This is a genomic window from Pseudomonas sp. BP11-1-1 (assembly GCF_052112105.1).
In the GTDB taxonomy this organism is placed as follows: domain Bacteria; phylum Pseudomonadota; class Gammaproteobacteria; order Pseudomonadales; family Pseudomonadaceae; genus Aquipseudomonas; species Aquipseudomonas alvandae.
Window position 1 is genome coordinate 185,137 of the sequence record NZ_JAUTYU010000008.1, and the last position, 14,757, is coordinate 199,893.

Annotated in this window: 13 protein-coding genes; 6 read left to right on the forward strand and 7 right to left on the reverse strand. The window is 61.9% G+C overall.

What is annotated here, in order from left to right; translation table 11 throughout:
• Positions 1 to 15 precede the first annotated feature (15 nt).
• The 3 genes from Q7C33_RS17790 to Q7C33_RS17800 all read right to left on the reverse strand — a co-directional run bounded on the left by Q7C33_RS17790 (position 16) and on the right by Q7C33_RS17800 (position 1,963).
• Positions 16 to 744, reverse strand: coding sequence for an aspartate/glutamate racemase family protein (locus Q7C33_RS17790; RefSeq protein WP_407683865.1), 729 nt, complete (start codon positions 742 to 744; stop codon positions 16 to 18).
• Between the two features lie 62 nt (positions 745 to 806).
• On the reverse strand, positions 807 to 1,130 hold the full coding sequence (locus Q7C33_RS17795; RefSeq protein ID WP_407683879.1) for a cytosine permease: 324 nt from the start codon (positions 1,128 to 1,130) through the stop codon (positions 807 to 809).
• Between the two features lie 89 nt (positions 1,131 to 1,219).
• A complete protein-coding gene (locus Q7C33_RS17800; RefSeq protein ID WP_198797966.1) occupies positions 1,220 to 1,963 on the reverse strand; it encodes a phosphoadenylyl-sulfate reductase in 744 nt (247 codons plus the stop codon).
• 174 nt (positions 1,964 to 2,137) lie between these two features.
• On the opposite strand from Q7C33_RS17800, the gene thrH reads away from it, so the two are divergent.
• A complete protein-coding gene (gene thrH, locus Q7C33_RS17805; RefSeq protein WP_198797967.1) occupies positions 2,138 to 2,755 on the forward strand; it encodes a bifunctional phosphoserine phosphatase/homoserine phosphotransferase ThrH in 618 nt (205 codons plus the stop codon).
• A gap of 127 nt (positions 2,756 to 2,882) precedes the next feature.
• Here thrH and pabB read toward each other — a convergent pair whose 3' ends face one another.
• The 4 genes from pabB to rloA form a co-directional block, all read right to left on the reverse strand.
• Positions 2,883 to 4,226: an aminodeoxychorismate synthase component I gene (pabB, locus tag Q7C33_RS17810; protein ID WP_407683866.1), complete on the reverse strand. Its 1,344-nt coding sequence runs from the start codon at positions 4,224 to 4,226 to the stop codon at positions 2,883 to 2,885.
• Between the two features lie 286 nt (positions 4,227 to 4,512).
• A complete protein-coding gene (locus tag Q7C33_RS17815; protein ID WP_407683867.1) occupies positions 4,513 to 5,499 on the reverse strand; it encodes an alpha-L-glutamate ligase-like protein in 987 nt (328 codons plus the stop codon).
• Positions 5,499 to 7,031 (reverse strand): osmotic stress tolerance membrane protein RloB, encoded by a 1,533-nt coding sequence (rloB, locus tag Q7C33_RS17820; protein WP_030137798.1) that lies wholly within the window; start codon positions 7,029 to 7,031, stop codon positions 5,499 to 5,501. The genes Q7C33_RS17815 and rloB overlap by 1 nt, the downstream gene beginning before the upstream one ends.
• A gap of 5 nt (positions 7,032 to 7,036) precedes the next feature.
• The gene (gene rloA, locus Q7C33_RS17825) at positions 7,037 to 7,573 is read right to left on the reverse strand and encodes a retropepsin-like aspartic peptidase RloA (protein WP_198797969.1); all 537 of its coding nucleotides are present in this window, start codon (positions 7,571 to 7,573) and stop codon (positions 7,037 to 7,039) included.
• 279 nt (positions 7,574 to 7,852) lie between these two features.
• Between rloA and Q7C33_RS17830 the strand changes: the two genes are divergently transcribed.
• The 5 genes from Q7C33_RS17830 (at position 7,853) to prpF (ending at position 14,648) form a co-directional block, all read left to right on the forward strand.
• Entirely contained in the window at positions 7,853 to 8,566 is a 714-nt protein-coding gene (locus Q7C33_RS17830; protein WP_030137800.1) for a GntR family transcriptional regulator, read from the forward strand.
• Positions 8,563 to 9,447 (forward strand): methylisocitrate lyase, encoded by an 885-nt coding sequence (gene prpB / locus Q7C33_RS17835; protein WP_407683868.1) that lies wholly within the window; start codon positions 8,563 to 8,565, stop codon positions 9,445 to 9,447. The genes Q7C33_RS17830 and prpB overlap by 4 nt, the downstream gene beginning before the upstream one ends.
• Before the next feature lie 41 nt (positions 9,448 to 9,488).
• The gene (gene prpC / locus Q7C33_RS17840) at positions 9,489 to 10,616 is read left to right on the forward strand and encodes a bifunctional 2-methylcitrate synthase/citrate synthase (protein ID WP_407683869.1); all 1,128 of its coding nucleotides are present in this window, start codon (positions 9,489 to 9,491) and stop codon (positions 10,614 to 10,616) included.
• Positions 10,617 to 10,813: 197 nt separating this feature from the next.
• On the forward strand, positions 10,814 to 13,405 hold the full coding sequence (acnD, locus tag Q7C33_RS17845) for a Fe/S-dependent 2-methylisocitrate dehydratase AcnD (protein ID WP_407683870.1): 2,592 nt from the start codon (positions 10,814 to 10,816) through the stop codon (positions 13,403 to 13,405).
• Positions 13,406 to 13,457: 52 nt separating this feature from the next.
• Positions 13,458 to 14,648: a 2-methylaconitate cis-trans isomerase PrpF gene (prpF, locus tag Q7C33_RS17850; RefSeq protein WP_334597177.1), complete on the forward strand. Its 1,191-nt coding sequence runs from the start codon at positions 13,458 to 13,460 to the stop codon at positions 14,646 to 14,648.
• Positions 14,649 to 14,757: the final 109 nt, after the last annotated feature.

Sequence of the window (14,757 nt, forward strand, 5' to 3'; positions counted from 1 at the left end):
TCTAAAGCTGCAAACTCACCGCCCAAACCGCCCCGGCCAGCCAACGATGTTTTTCGGCCGAGGCGTCGCATAAGTCCGCACCTTGGACGTTGACAGCCCCAGCCGCACCAGCGATTCGGCAATCGTCACCGCCGCCGTCACCCCATCGACCACCGGCACGCCGGTGCGCTGGCGGATCTGCACATCGAGCCCGGCCATGCCGCCGCAGCCCAGGCAGATCACTTCGGCCTTGTCCTGGCTGACCGCCAGTTCGGCTTGCTGCACGATGGCTTCGACGGCCCGTTGCGGGTCTTGCTCCAACTCCAATACCGCCAGGCCGCTGGCCCGCACCGAGGCGCAGCGGTCGAACAGGCCGGACAGCTTGAGCCGGTCTTCGATCAGCGGCACGGTGCGGTCCAGCGTCGTCACCACCGAGTAGGCATGGCCCAGGAACATCGCGGTGCTGGCACCAGCATCGGTGATGTCCACCACCGGCACATCCAGCAGTTCCTGCAGGCCTTCACGGCCATGTTCGCCATAGCCGGCCTGGATCACCGCGTCGAACGGCTGGTCGTAGGACATCACCCGGTCCATGACCGCAATGGCCGCCAGGTAGCTTTCAAAATTGCCTTCGATGGAATCGGCACCGAAATGCGGCGTGAGCCCGATGATCTCGGTACCCGGCGCGGCCACTGCTTGGGCTTGTCGGGCGATGGCCTGGGTGATGGACTCGGTCGTGTTGACGTTGACCACTAGAATTCGCATGAGCTGTCCTTTTTTAAATGAAATACCAGGCGACCCGCACCGGCCGGGCCGCGTTCCCTGGGTTAATGGCTGACGTTATCCACAGCGATGGACTCGCCGCTGACGTCCTCGTAATAAGCCTCGCGCTTGGCAATGATCAGGTACAACAGCCCTGCAATCGAAGCGCCAATCAGCCAGGAAAACGGTGAAACGCTGTCGAAACCGGGCACCAGCGCCAGGATAATCGCAATCAGCGCCGCCGGAATGAATGCAGCCACCGCACGCAGGTTGACGCCGTTGCTGTAGAAATACGCACCGTTTGGGTCCTCGCCAATTGACCGATTAAACAGGTATTTATTTGTCCGGCGGACGCCAGTGGAAGGGGGGACGGTTAGGTGGGAGGGGATGTGTAACTTTTAGGGGCAGGCATATCTAAAACGCACACAAAAATGCCACCTGGGGATGACATTTTTTGTGTACAGGGTTCGATGGGCCTTTAGACGGTCTTGGACTTGGCGATGATATTCCCGGCATGCAGCCCGCATTCCTTCTGCGTAGCTTCTTCCCACCACCAACGACCTTCGCGCTCGTGCTGGTTCGGCAACACCGGGCGGGTGCAGGGCTCGCAGCCGATGCTGATGAAGCCGCGCTCGTGCAGGCTGTTATAAGGCAGCTCAAGCATGCGGATATAACCCCAGACTTCTTCGCTGGTCATCTGCGACAACGGGTTGAATTTGTACAGCGTGCGCTCCGGGGTGGAAAACGCGGTGTCGATTTCCAGTACCGCCACCTGGCTGCGGGTGCCAGGGCTCTGGTCGCGGCGCTGGCCGGTGGCCCAGGCGCGAACGTCGGTCAGCTTGCGTCGCAACGGCTCGATCTTGCGGATGCCACAGCATTCGCCATGACCGTCCTTGTAGAAGCTGAACAAGCCTTTTTCCTTCACGAAAGGGTCCAGTTTCGTATGGTCGGGCGAGATCAGCTCGATGTCGATCTTGTAGTGCTCGCGCACCTGATCGATAAAACGATAGGTTTCCGGGTGCAGGCGACCGGTGTCGAGGCTGAATACCTTGACGTTCTTGTTCAGTTTCCAGGCCATGTCCACCAGCACCACGTCTTCGGCGCCACTGAACGATATCCACAGCTCGTCGCCGAACTCGGCGAAGGCCAGCTTGAGGATGTCCTGCGGGGACTTGTTGGCATAGGTCGTGGCGAATTCCACGACGTCGAACGATGGGCTCATCAGGGCGGTTTCCTACAGGTCGGTGGCGCTGGGCGCTCTATAGGGGGCTGATGGTAACAAAAGCTGCCGGGACTGGCGCGTTCCTGTGCGTTGCGCGGGCTTCGACGAATGGCTAGAGTCGGCAGGCCTTTTGTTCGCTCAACCGATAAACATCAGAAAAAATGGGAGTGTCTTGTGGAAATTGCCTGTCTCGACCTGGAAGGTGTGCTGGTCCCGGAGATCTGGATCGCCTTCGCTGAAAAAACCGGGATTGAATCCCTCAGGGCAACCACTCGGGACATCCCCGACTACGACGTGCTGATGAAGCAACGGTTGCGCATCCTTGATGAACACGGGCTAAAGCTCTCCGACATCCAGGAAGTCATCGCCACCCTCAAGCCGCTGGACGGCGCCATCGAATTCGTCGACTGGCTGCGCGAGCGGTTCCAGGTGGTGATTCTGTCCGACACGTTCTACGAATTTTCCCAGCCATTGATGCGCCAGTTGGGTTTCCCGACATTGCTTTGCCATCGTTTGATCACCGATGACGGCGGGCGAGTGACCGGCTACCAGTTGCGTCAGAAAGATCCGAAGCGCCAGTCGGTCCTGGCCTTCAAGAGCCTGTATTACCGGGTGATTGCGGCGGGGGATTCCTACAATGACACCACGATGCTGGGTGAAGCCGACGCCGGGATCCTGTTCCATGCGCCTGAAAACGTGATCCGCGAATTCCCGCAATTCCCGGCAGTGCATACCTTTACCGAGTTGAAGCAGGAATTCATCAAGGCCTCGAACCGCTCCCTGAGCCTGTAAACACACAACCTGTGGGAGCGAGCTTGCTCGCGATAGCGCTGGATCAGTCGGCTCAAGGGCAACTGACCCAACGCAATCGCGAGCAAGCTCGCTCCCACAGGGTTGTGTGTCAGGCCGAGGGGATTGTTCAGAGATTCTGCAAGGTTTCGAGCAACACCCGAACCTTGGTCATCGATTCCTGATACTCCGCCTCCCAATCCGAATCCGCGACAATCCCCCCGCCGCCCCAGCAGCACACTTGCCCGTCCTTGACCAGCAAACTGCGGATGGCGATTGAGCTGTCCATTTCCCCGCGCACGTCCAGGTACAACAACGAGCCGCAATATAGCCCGCGTCGGGTCGGTTCGAGTTCGTCGATGATTTGCATGGCGCGGATTTTCGGCGCGCCGGTGATCGAGCCGCCGGGGAAGCTGCCGGCAATCAGGTCCAAGGCATCTTTGCCCTCCGCCAGCTCGCCGGTCACGCTGCTGACCAGGTGGTGCACGTTCGGGTAGCTTTCAAGGCTGAACAGCTCCGGCACCCGCACCGAGCCGACACGGCACGTGCGGCCCAGGTCGTTGCGCAGCAGGTCGACGATCATCAGGTTCTCCGCCCGGTCCTTGGGGCTGGCCAGCAGCTCGGCGGCGTGGGCGGCGTCTTCGTCGGGCTTTGTGCCACGGGGCCGGGTGCCCTTGATCGGACGGGTTTCGACGTGGCCTTCGCTGACCTTGACGAAGCGCTCCGGCGACAGGCTCAACACCGCACCGCCTTCCGGCAGGCTTTGGAAGCTTGAGAACGGCGTCGGACACGCCGTCCGCAACGCCTGATAAGCGGTCCAGGCATCGCCGTGGCATTGGGCGCGGAAGCGCTGGGCAAAGTTGACCTGGTAACAATCGCCGGCCTGGATATACGCCTGGATGCGTTCGAATGCCTGTCGATAGGCGTCGGCGCTAAGGTCGGGTGCCATCGGGCCTGCAAGACTGAATGCGGTGGCAGGCGCTGCGGATGGCCGGCTGAACAGCTCGATCAGTCGTTGGCGTTCACTCTCGCCGCAATGGGGATGGAAGACCAACTGGCTGGTGCCGGCCTGGTGATCGGAGATCAGCGCCCAGTCGTACAGGCCGAAACGCGCGTCGGGCAACTGCAGGTCATCTTGCGCCTGTGAGGGCAGGGCTTCGAGGTGTCGGCTGAAATCGTAGCTCAAGTAGCCGATCAAGCCGCCGGCGAAGGGCAATTGCGCCGCCGTCGGCAGTTCCGCGTGGCCCAGTTGCGTCAGATGCATCCGAAGACGTTGCAGGAACTCGCTGCCAGTTTCGTCAGGCCGTACCGCCAGTTGTTCCAATGGCCAGGCGCTGAGCAGGTCGTAGCGTCCGCGTTCGGCGCTCGGTCGGCCACTGTCGAGCAGGACGCTGCCGGGGGCATGGCGGATCGCCGCGAAATACTCGGCGGGGTTGGCGCGGTAGGGCAATGGGTGTACGGAGCAGGTTGGCATGGGCGGGGTGGGTCAGCCGTTCAGGCGGGGGAGCGATTGTAATCCCCTGTAGGATTTGCTCCTAGGGGGATGTCGGAGATGAGCACGTCTGTGGTTATCGAAGCTACTTGTGGCGAAGCTTTAACTGTGGCGAGGGGATTTATCCCCGCTGGGTTGCGCAGCAACCCCCAAACAGGCAGATGCAGTCAGCCTGGTATACCGAGGTTGGTAAGTTTTAGGGTTGCTTCGCAACCCAGCGGGGATAAATCCCCTCGCCACAAGGTTCGTCATATTCAAGTTGACGGCCTCACCCCTCAACCGGCGGAATATGCCCAAACAGTTCCTGGGCAAACGCCACGCGCTCTTCCACGGTTTCGGTCACGCCGCGGGCCTTGAGCTCTTCCAGGTGGGCTTCCACCGCGTGGGTACGCAAGGTCAGGCCGCAGTCGTTGGCGATCTGGATGTTCAGCCCCGGGCGGGCGTTCAGTTCCAGGATCAACGGACCCTTTTCCTGGTCCAGCACCATGTCGACGCCGATGTAGCCCAGCCCGCACAGTTCATAGCAACCGGCGGCCAGTTTCATGAAACCGTCCCAATAGGGCAGTTGCACACCGTCCACCGCATTGGTGGTGTCGGGGTGCTTGGTGATGATGTTGTTCAGCCAGGTGCCGCGCAGGGTCAGGCCCGTGGCAAGGTCGACGCCCACGCCGATGGCGCCCTGGTGCAGGTTGGCCTTGCCGCCAGACTGACGGGTTGGCAAGCGCAGCATGGCCATCACCGGATAACCCATCAGCACGATGATGCGGATGTCCGGCACGCCTTCGTAGCTGATGCTCTTGAAGATCTGGTCCGGCGTCACGCGGTACTCGATCAGCGCCCGGTCACGGTGCCCGCCCAAGGAATACAGGCCGGTGAGGATGCTGGAGACGTGGTGCTCGATTTCCTCGTGGCTGATGATCTTGCCCGACACCGTCCGATAGCAGCCTTCGAAGCGGTCGGCGATGACAATGATGCCGTCGCCGCCGGCACCCTGGGCCGGCTTGATCACGAAGTCGGTACGCCCGCCGATGATCTCGTCGAGCTTGTCGATTTCCTTCTCGGTGGAGATCACCCCGTACAGTTCCGGCACATGGATGCCGGCGGCGATGGCCCGTTCCTTGGTGATGATCTTGTCATCGACGATGGGGTACAGGCTGCGCTTGTTGTACTTGAGCACGTAGTCGGCGTTACGCCGGTTGATGCCCATGATGCCCCGGGCCTCGAGGGCCTTCCACGTCTTCCAGAAGCCGAACATCAGGAGTCAGCCTTGAGGAAGGCCTTGAACCGAACCAGCTCGGTCAGGCGGTAGCCGCGATAACGACCCATGGCCAGCATGAAGCCCACCAGGATCAGCAGGATCGCCGGGAAAGTGAACACGAAGTACACCAGCTCCGGCACGCTCATGATCAGGTGCGCCAGGGACGCGGCGAACAAAGTGCCGATGGCGACTTTCATCGCATGGCCACCGCCACGTTCTTCCCAGGTGATGGACAGGCGTTCGATGGTCATGGTCAGGATCACCATCGGGAACAGCGCCACCGACAAGCCGCGCTCCAGGCCGAGCTTGTGGCTGAACAGGCTGATGGCGGCAATCAGCACTACCACGAAGGTCAGCACCACCGAGAGCCTCGGCAGCATCTGCAGCTTGAGGTGTTCCAGGTAGGAACGCAGCGACAGGCCCAGCGCGGTAATGACCGTGAACAGGATGATGCCGAAGCCCAGTTGCGTCTCGCGGAAGGCCAGGGCGATCAGTACCGGGGTGAACGTACCGAGGGTCTGCAGCCCGATCAGGTTGCGCAGCACCAGGATCACCAGCACGCCGATCGGGATCATCACCATGATCATGAAGGTCTGCTGGGTTTGCAGCGGCAGGCCGTAGAGCGAGTATTCGAGGAAATTGGCGTCGGTGTTCTCGTCCGTCAGCTTGGCCAGGCGAATGGCGTTCATTTCGCTGTTGTTCATGCTGAAGGTGACGGTGGCTTTCTTGCCGCCATCGACGGTGATCAGGTTTTCATCGCCGGTCCACCACAACAGGCGGTCGGTGGGCAGGCCCTGCTCGCCGGTGTCCGGGTTGAAATACAGCCAGTCGGTGCCGTTGAAACTGCGCAGCCACAGCTCGGGCATCTGCGGCTGGTCGGCGACCAGGCGGATGGTGTGGACTTTTTCCACCGGCACGTGGGCGATGGACAGCACGAGCTCGACGATCCGCGCCTTGTTGCTTGAAGACGGATCACCGGCCAGCAACAGCTTGACGTTGTCGTCGTTGAGATTGTTGACCCGCTTGATCGCTTCGCTGATGAACGTCTCGACATCGGCCGAGTGTTGGCGGATCGGCGCGAGCAGGGCTTCGGCGGCCAGTTTCTCGGGGCCTTCGACGGCGATGCTGTCGCGGAACGTCGGGCCCTTGACCTTGGTTTTCTCGGCGCTGTAGCGCTTGGTCAGTACCAGGCGGTAATAAAGGGTCTGGTTGCCCTTGGCGCGACGGGCCGACCACGTCACCTTGCGATTGCCGTCGACCCGGTTCACCGCCACGCCGTAGTTGTTGGAAATGAAACTCTCGTTGAGGCTCACATAGTCGCGGCTCAACGGCGGCACGAACATCTGGATCTTCACCGGATCCTTGGCGTTGGGCACGAACTCGACCTTGGCGTCGATGTTCCACAAATCGTCGGTGGCGTCTTCGGTGACCGGGATGCCGAGCACGAAAATCTGATAGGCCGTTACCGACAGGCCCAGCACCACCAGGATGGCGATCAGCATTTTCAGATGGAGGGTAAGGGAGCGCATTGGAATTACTCTGCGGTATGAGCGGCATTGGCGCAGGCGGGTTTGCCGGCAGCGTATTTGAGACTGGGGTCGACCAGCGCATCGAAACGCTTGAGCGCTTCGGAGCCGATCAGCAACGGGTATTGGAAGGCGCTGCGGTCGGTCAGGTTCACTTCGATGCTGCGCAGGGCAGAGCCCATGCAGATGTCCAGTTCGATGACCGGCCGGGCCGTGTATTTCTTGCCTTCTTCCGGATCGTAGTCACCGGCGCGGCGCTTGATCTTGCTGACACGGGCCAGCGGGCGTTCGATGGGGTGCGAATGGGCGGCGTCGATGGCCAGGTAGAAACGCACCCAGGATTCGCCATTGCGCTTGAAGCGCTTGATGTCGCGGGCGCTGAGGGAGGCGGTCTTGGCGCCGGTGTCGAGCTTGGCGGCGACTTCCAGGTCGATGCCCTGCAGCGCGGCGTATTCGTTGAGGCCGTACACGGTTTTTTCGCCCGCCACGGCAAGCCCCGGCAGGCACATGAAATACAGAACGGCAGAAAAGGGCTTGAGTGTCATAGATCCTGGTGCGCAGCGTTCCGTTTATCGGTTCAGGCCCTGGCATTGCTGCACAAGCTCCCTGGGCAGCCTTCCCTATAAAAGGAGAGCGGCAAATCGCGCGGCATTCTAGCACGGTGGTTTTCTGACGCCACCGTTGCCCGGACGCTGAGCGGCGCCATTCGCCCGGTTATGGCGCAAGCGCTTATTAGACGATTGTCGACAATGTTGATTTTTCTTTTGACGTATGGCGGGTTGTTGGTTAGTTTTTGCCATATTGAATTTCAAGGTGTCGACAATATGCTCGATCAGCTCGAAACACCGCTGATGGCTCAAGACGATTCGGAGACGCTGTCCGAGAACGTCTTCCGGCGTATCCAGGCCGCCATCGTCAAAGGCGAGATCGCTCCAGGCAGCAAGATCTCCGAACCCGAGCTGGCACGTACCTATGGCATCAGCCGCGGGCCGTTGCGCGAGGCGATCCATCGCCTGGAAGGCCAGCGCCTGCTGGTGCGCGTGCCCCACGTCGGCGCTCGGGTGGTTTCGCTCAGTCACGCCGAATTGCTCGAACTGTACGAGATCCGTGAGTCCCTGGAGGGCATGGCTTGCCGTCTGGCGGCCGAGCGCATGACCATCGAGGAAATCGACGAACTGCGCCATGTCCTAGAAACCCATGAACGCGATGCGGCGTTCCAGGCCGGTGTCGGCTATTACCAGCAAGAAGGCGATTTCGACTTTCACTATCGGATCATCCAGGGCAGCGGCAATCGCACCCTGACGCAGATGCTTTGCGGCGAGCTATACCAATTGGTGCGCATGTACCGCATCCAGTTTTCCACCACGCCCAACCGTCCGCGCCAGGCCTTTGCCGAGCACCACCGGATTCTCGACGCCATCGCCGACCGTGACGGCGAACTGGCTGAATTATTGATGCGCCGGCACATCGGCGCTTCCAAACGCAACATCGCGCGTCATTTCCAGGACAGCGCCGCCACTGAACGAGGTGAGTCATGAGCAACAGCACTCCAGGCCAGCGTTTCCGCGATGCGGTCGCCAGCGAGCATCCGCTGCAAGTGGTTGGCACGATCAACGCCAACCACGCGCTGCTGGCCAAGCGCGCCGGTTTCAAGGCGATCTACCTCTCCGGCGGCGGCGTCGCGGCCGGTTCTCTTGGCGTGCCGGACCTGGGCATCACTGGCCTGGATGACGTGTTGACCGATGTGCGTCGTATCACCGATGTCTGCGACCTGCCGCTGCTGGTGGACGTGGACACCGGTTTCGGCTCCTCGGCGTTCAACGTGGCGCGCACGGTCAAGTCGATGAGCAAGTTCGGCGCGGCGGCGATTCATATCGAGGATCAGGTCGGCGCCAAGCGCTGCGGCCACCGCCCGAACAAGGAAATCGTCTCGCAGCAGGAAATGGTCGACCGCATCAAGGCCGCCGTCGATGCCCGCACCGATGACAGTTTCGTGATCATGGCGCGCACCGATGCCCTGGCCGTTGAAGGTTTGGAATCGGCGCTTGACCGCGCCGCCGCATGTATCGAGGCCGGTGCCGACATGATTTTCCCCGAGGCCATCACCGAGCTCGAGATGTACAAGCTGTTCGCCAGCCGCGTGAAGGCGCCGATCCTGGCCAACATCACCGAATTCGGCGCGACCCCGCTGTACACCACCGAACAACTGGCCGGTGCCGACGTGTCCCTGGTGCTGTACCCGCTGTCGGCGTTCCGGGCCATGAACAAGGCAGCCGAAAACGTCTACACCGCGATCCGCCGCGACGGCACGCAACAGAACGTCATCGACACCATGCAGACCCGCATGGAGCTTTACGATCGCATCGACTACCACACCTTCGAGCAGAAGCTCGATGCGTTGTTCGCGGCGAAGAAGTAAGGCGCGACTCCCTACAAATTCAAGAAAATGGAGACAGCAACATGGCCGAAGCAAAAGTACTCAGTGGCGCCGGGCTCCGTGGCCAGGTGGCCGGGCAAACCGCATTGTCCACCGTAGGCCAGTCGGGCGCCGGCCTGACCTATCGCGGCTACGACGTTCGCGACCTGGCGGCAGATGCACAATTTGAAGAAGTGGCCTACCTGCTGCTGTACGGCGAGCTACCAACCCAGGCCCAGTTGGACGCCTACACCGCTAAGTTGCGCCAGTTGCGCGACCTGCCCCAAGCCTTGAAAGAAGTGCTGGAGCGCATTCCCGCCGACGCCCACCCGATGGACGTGATGCGCACCGGTTGCTCGTTCCTGGGCAATCTGGAACCCGAGCAGGATTTCTCCCAACAGCACGACAAGACCGACCGCCTGCTGGCCGCGTTCCCGGCGATCATGTGCTACTGGTATCGCTTCAGCCACGAAGGCCAGCGCATCGAATGCGTGACCGACGAAGTCTCCATCGGCGGCCACTTCCTGTACCTGTTGCACGGCAAGAAACCAAGCGAGTTGCACGTCAAGGTGATGAATGTCTCGCTGATTCTCTACGCCGAGCACGAGTTCAACGCCTCGACTTTCACCGCGCGGGTCTGCGCCTCTACCTTGTCTGACCTGTTCTCCTGCATCACCGCCGCCATCGGCTCGTTGCGCGGCCCGCTGCATGGCGGCGCCAACGAAGCGGCGATGGAAATGATCGAGCGCTTCAGTTCACCGCAGGACGCCATCGAAGGCACCCTCGGCATGCTGGCGCGCAAGGACAAGATCATGGGCTTCGGCCACGCTATCTATAAGGACAACGATCCGCGCAACGAGGTGATCAAGGGCTGGTCGAAAAAGCTCGCCGACGAAGTGGGCGACACGGTGCTGTTCCCGGTCTCCGAAGCCATCGACAAGACCATGTGGGAGCAGAAGAAACTGTTCCCTAACGCCGATTTCTACCATGCCTCGGCGTACCATTTCATGGGCATCCCGACCAAGTTGTTCACGCCGATCTTCGTCTGTTCGCGCCTGACCGGCTGGGCCGCCCACGTGTTCGAACAACGCGCCAACAACCGCATCATCCGACCGAGCGCCGAATACACTGGCGTCGAACAGCGCAAGTTCGTGCCAATCGAACGACGCTGAGCTGGAGGGTTCTAGCCGCCGGAACTGGATACCCCCGAAACCCTGTGGGAGCGAGCTTGCTCGCGATTGCGTACTGACATTCAACATCCATGTCGACAGATACACCGCTATCGCGAGCAAGCTCGCTCCCACAGTGGTCGGAGGTGCTTCAAGTCCGGCGCCAACCCTCTGAAACCACCGTGACCCGAGTCCTGACGATGAACACAGAATTTCGCAAACCGCTGCCCGGCACCTCGCTGGATTACTTCGACGTTCGTGGCGCAGTGGAGGCCATCCGCCCCGGCGCCTATGACGGCCTGCCGTACACTTCTCGCGTATTGGCGGAAAACCTCGTGCGCCGCTGCGACCCGGCCACGCTGCGTGAATCGCTGCTGCAACTGATCGAGCGCAAGCGCGACCTGGATTTCCCATGGTTCCCGGCGCGGGTGGTGTGCCACGACATTCTCGGCCAGACCGCCCTGGTGGACCTCGCCGGTTTGCGCGACGCCATCGCCCAGCAAGGTGGCGACCCGGCGCAGGTCAACCCGGTGGTGCCGACCCAGCTGATCGTCGACCACTCGCTGGCGGTGGAAAGCGCCGGTTTCGATCCCCAGGCCTTTGCCAAGAACCGCGCCATCGAAGACCGCCGCAACGAAGACCGCTTCCACTTCATCAACTGGACCAAGAAAGCCTTCAAGAACGTTGACGTGATTCCGCCAGGCAACGGGATCATGCACCAGATCAACCTGGAAAAAATGTCGCCGGTGATCCAGCAGCGGGACGGCGTTGCCTTTCCTGACACCTGCGTGGGTACCGACAGCCACACGCCTCACGTCGACGCCCTGGGCGTGATCGCCATTGGTGTCGGTGGCCTGGAAGCCGAAAGCGTCATGCTTGGCCGCGCCTCGTGGATGCGCCTGCCGGAAATCGTCGGCGTCGAACTGACCGGCAAACTGCAACCGGGCATCACCGCCACCGACATGGTGCTGGCGCTGACCGAGTTCCTGCGCAAGCAAAAAGTCGTCGGGGCGTGGCTGGAGTTCTTCGGCGAAGGCGCCAGTGCCCTGACCTTGGGCGACCGCGCGACCATTTCCAACATGGCCCCGGAATACGGCGCCACGGCGGCGATGTTCCACATCGATCAACAGACGATCGATTACCTGAAGCTCACCGGCCGCGAAGACACCCAGGTGCAGTTGGTGGAAACCTATGCCAAGCACGTGGGCCTGTGGGCCGATAGCCTCAAGGGCGCGCAGTACGAGCGTGGCCTGACCTTTGACCTGTCCTCGGTAGTACGCAACATGGCTGGCCCGAGCAATCCCCACGCCCGCGTCGCGGTGTCGGATCTGGCCGCCAAAGGCATCTCCGGGCAGTGGGATGATGTGCCCGGGCAAATGCCCGACGGCGCGGTGATCATCGCCGCCATCACCAGTTGCACCAACACCAGCAACCCGCGCAACGTGATCGCCGCCGGCCTGCTGGCGCGCAACGCCAACCGCCTGGGCCTGACCCGCAAGCCGTGGGTCAAGTCGTCCCTCGCGCCGGGTTCGAAAACCGTGGCGCTGTACCTGGATGAAGCGGGCCTGACGTCCGAGCTCGAAAAGCTGGGCTTCGGCGTTGTCGCGTTTGCCTGCACCACGTGTAACGGCATGTCCGGCGCGCTGGACCCGGTGATCCAACAGGAGATCATTGACCGCGACCTGTACGCCACCGCCGTGTTGTCGGGCAACCGCAACTTCGACGGTCGCATCCATCCGTACGCCAAGCAGGCGTTCCTGGCATCACCGCCGCTGGTGGTCGCTTATGCCATCGCCGGGACCATCCGCTTCGACATCGAGAAGGATGTGCTGGGCGTGGTGGACGGTCGCGAGATTCGTCTCAAGGACATCTGGCCGAGCGACGAAGAAATCGAAGCCGTGGTCAAGGCGTCGGTGAAGCCGGAGCAGTTTCGCCAGGTGTACATCCCGATGTTCGCCATCCAGGAAGACACCGGCCCGAGAGTCACGCCGCTGTACGACTGGCGCCCGCAAAGCACCTACATCCGTCGCCCGCCGTATTGGGAAGGTGCGTTGGCCGGTGCGCGACCGCTCAAGGGCATGCGCCCGCTGGCGGTGCTGCCGGACAACATCACCACCGACCACTTGTCGCCGTCCAACGCCATCATGCTGGACAGCGCCGCCGGGGAATACCTGGCGAAAATGGGCCTGCCGGAGGAGGACTTCAACTCCTACGCGACCCACCGTGGCGATCACCTGACCGCTCAACGCGCCACCTTCGCCAACCCGAAACTGTTCAACGAAATGGTCGTCGAGAACGGCAATGTCAAGCAGGGCTCCCTGGCCCGGGTCGAGCCGGAAGGCAAGGTCATGCGCATGTGGGAAGCCATCGAGACCTACATGGAGCGCAAGCAGCCGCTGATCATCATTGCCGGCGCCGACTACGGCCAGGGCTCGTCCCGCGACTGGGCGGCCAAGGGCGTGCGCCTGGCCGGTGTCGAGGCGATCGCTGCCGAAGGCTTCGAGCGCATCCATCGCACCAACCTGGTGGGCATGGGCGTATTGCCGCTGGAGTTCAAGCCCGGCACCGATCGCAAGACCCTGGGCATCGACGGCAGCGAAATCTATGACGTGATCGGCGAGCGCACCCCGCGGGCAACACTGACCCTGGTGATTACCCGCAAGAACGGCGAGCGCGTCGAAGTGCCGGTGACCTGCCGCCTCGATACGGCTGAAGAAGTGTCGATCTACGAAGCCGGGGGCGTGCTGCAACGCTTCGCCCAGGACTTCCTCGAGTCGGCGATCGCCGTTTAAATCGCTTGGGTAGCCGGTTTTCTGGCCGCCATTTTTCAAGGAGTTAGAGCACATGGCTCACTCGCCTCAAATCAAGATCCCCGCGACCTACATGCGTGGCGGCACCAGCAAAGGCGTGTTCTTCAGCCTGCAAGACCTGCCCGAAGCCGCCCGCGTCCCCGGCCCGGCCCGGGATGCCCTGTTGCTCCGGGTGATCGGCAGTCCCGATCCGTACGAAAAGCAGATCGATGGCATGGGCGGCGCGACGTCCAGCACCAGCAAGACGGTGATCCTGTCCAAGAGCACCCGCGCCGACCACGATGTCGATTACCTGTTCGGCCAGGTGTCCATCGACAAGCCGTTCGTGGACTGGAGCGGCAACTGCGGCAACCTGTCGGCGGCGGTAGGGTCGTTTGCCATCAGCAGCGGTCTGGTGGATGCCAGCCGTATTCCGCAGAACGGCGTGGCCGTGGTGCGGATCTGGCAGGCCAACATCGGCAAGACCATCATTGCCCACGTGCCCATCACCGATGGCGCGGTGCAGGAAACCGGTGACTTCGAGCTCGACGGCGTGACGTTTCCGGCGGCTGAAGTGCAGCTGGAATTCATGGACCCGGCGGCCGAGGAGGAGGGCGGTGGCGGCTCGATGTTCCCTACCGGTAATCTGGTGGATGACTTGGAGGTGCCTGGTGTCGGCACTTTGAAGGCGACGCTGATCAACGCCGGGATCCCGACGATTTTCATCAATGCTCGTGATGTGGGTTACACCGGCGCCGAGTTGCAGGGCGCGATCAATGGCGATCCCAAGGCGTTGGCGATGTTCGAAACCATCCGCGCCCACGGTGCCTTGCGCATGGGCTTGATCAAGCACCTGGACGAAGCCGCGCAGCGCCAGCACACGCCGAAGGTGGCGTTTGTCGCGCCGCCGGCGGATTACGTTTCGTCCAGCGGAAAAGCCGTGGCGGCTGGCGACGTCGATTTGCTGGTGCGGGCGTTGTCCATGGGCAAGCTGCACCACGCCATGATGGGCACCGCAGCGGTGGCCATCGGCACGGCCGCAGCGATCTCCGGCACGCTGGTAAACCTGGCTGCCGGCGGTATCGAGCGCAACGCCGTGCGTTTCGGCCACCCATCCGGCACCCTGCGCGTCGGCGCCGAGGCCAGCCAGGTCAATGGAGAATGGACCGTGAAAAAAGCCATCATGAGCCGCAGTGCGCGGGTGTTGATGGAAGGGTTCGTGCGGGTGCCGGGGGATGTGTTCTAACGCGATACTTCAGGAGTAACACAAAACCTGTGGGAGCGAGCCTGCTCGCGATGGCGGTGTATCAGTCGACGCCAATGTTGAATGTGCCGATCCTTTCGCGAGCAAGCCC

What these genes read in the sequence shown, in the direction of transcription:
- prpF (WP_334597177.1), top strand. Translation starts at nt 13,458, where the DNA reads ATGGCTCACTCGCCTCAAATCAAGATCCCCGCGACCTACATGCGTGGC.
- Q7C33_RS17815 (WP_407683867.1), bottom strand. Translation starts at nt 5,499, where the DNA reads ATGTTCGGCTTCTGGAAGACGTGGAAGGCCCTCGAGGCCCGGGGCATC.
- pabB (WP_407683866.1), bottom strand. Translation starts at nt 4,226, where the DNA reads ATGCCAACCTGCTCCGTACACCCATTGCCCTACCGCGCCAACCCCGCC.
- Q7C33_RS17790 (WP_407683865.1), bottom strand. Translation starts at nt 744, where the DNA reads ATGCGAATTCTAGTGGTCAACGTCAACACGACCGAGTCCATCACCCAG.
- prpB (WP_407683868.1), top strand. Translation starts at nt 8,563, where the DNA reads ATGAGCAACAGCACTCCAGGCCAGCGTTTCCGCGATGCGGTCGCCAGC.
- rloB (WP_030137798.1), bottom strand. Translation starts at nt 7,031, where the DNA reads ATGCGCTCCCTTACCCTCCATCTGAAAATGCTGATCGCCATCCTGGTG.
- acnD (WP_407683870.1), top strand. Translation starts at nt 10,814, where the DNA reads ATGAACACAGAATTTCGCAAACCGCTGCCCGGCACCTCGCTGGATTAC.
- Q7C33_RS17800 (WP_198797966.1), bottom strand. Translation starts at nt 1,963, where the DNA reads ATGAGCCCATCGTTCGACGTCGTGGAATTCGCCACGACCTATGCCAAC.
- Q7C33_RS17830 (WP_030137800.1), top strand. Translation starts at nt 7,853, where the DNA reads ATGCTCGATCAGCTCGAAACACCGCTGATGGCTCAAGACGATTCGGAG.
- rloA (WP_198797969.1), bottom strand. Translation starts at nt 7,573, where the DNA reads ATGACACTCAAGCCCTTTTCTGCCGTTCTGTATTTCATGTGCCTGCCG.
- prpC (WP_407683869.1), top strand. Translation starts at nt 9,489, where the DNA reads ATGGCCGAAGCAAAAGTACTCAGTGGCGCCGGGCTCCGTGGCCAGGTG.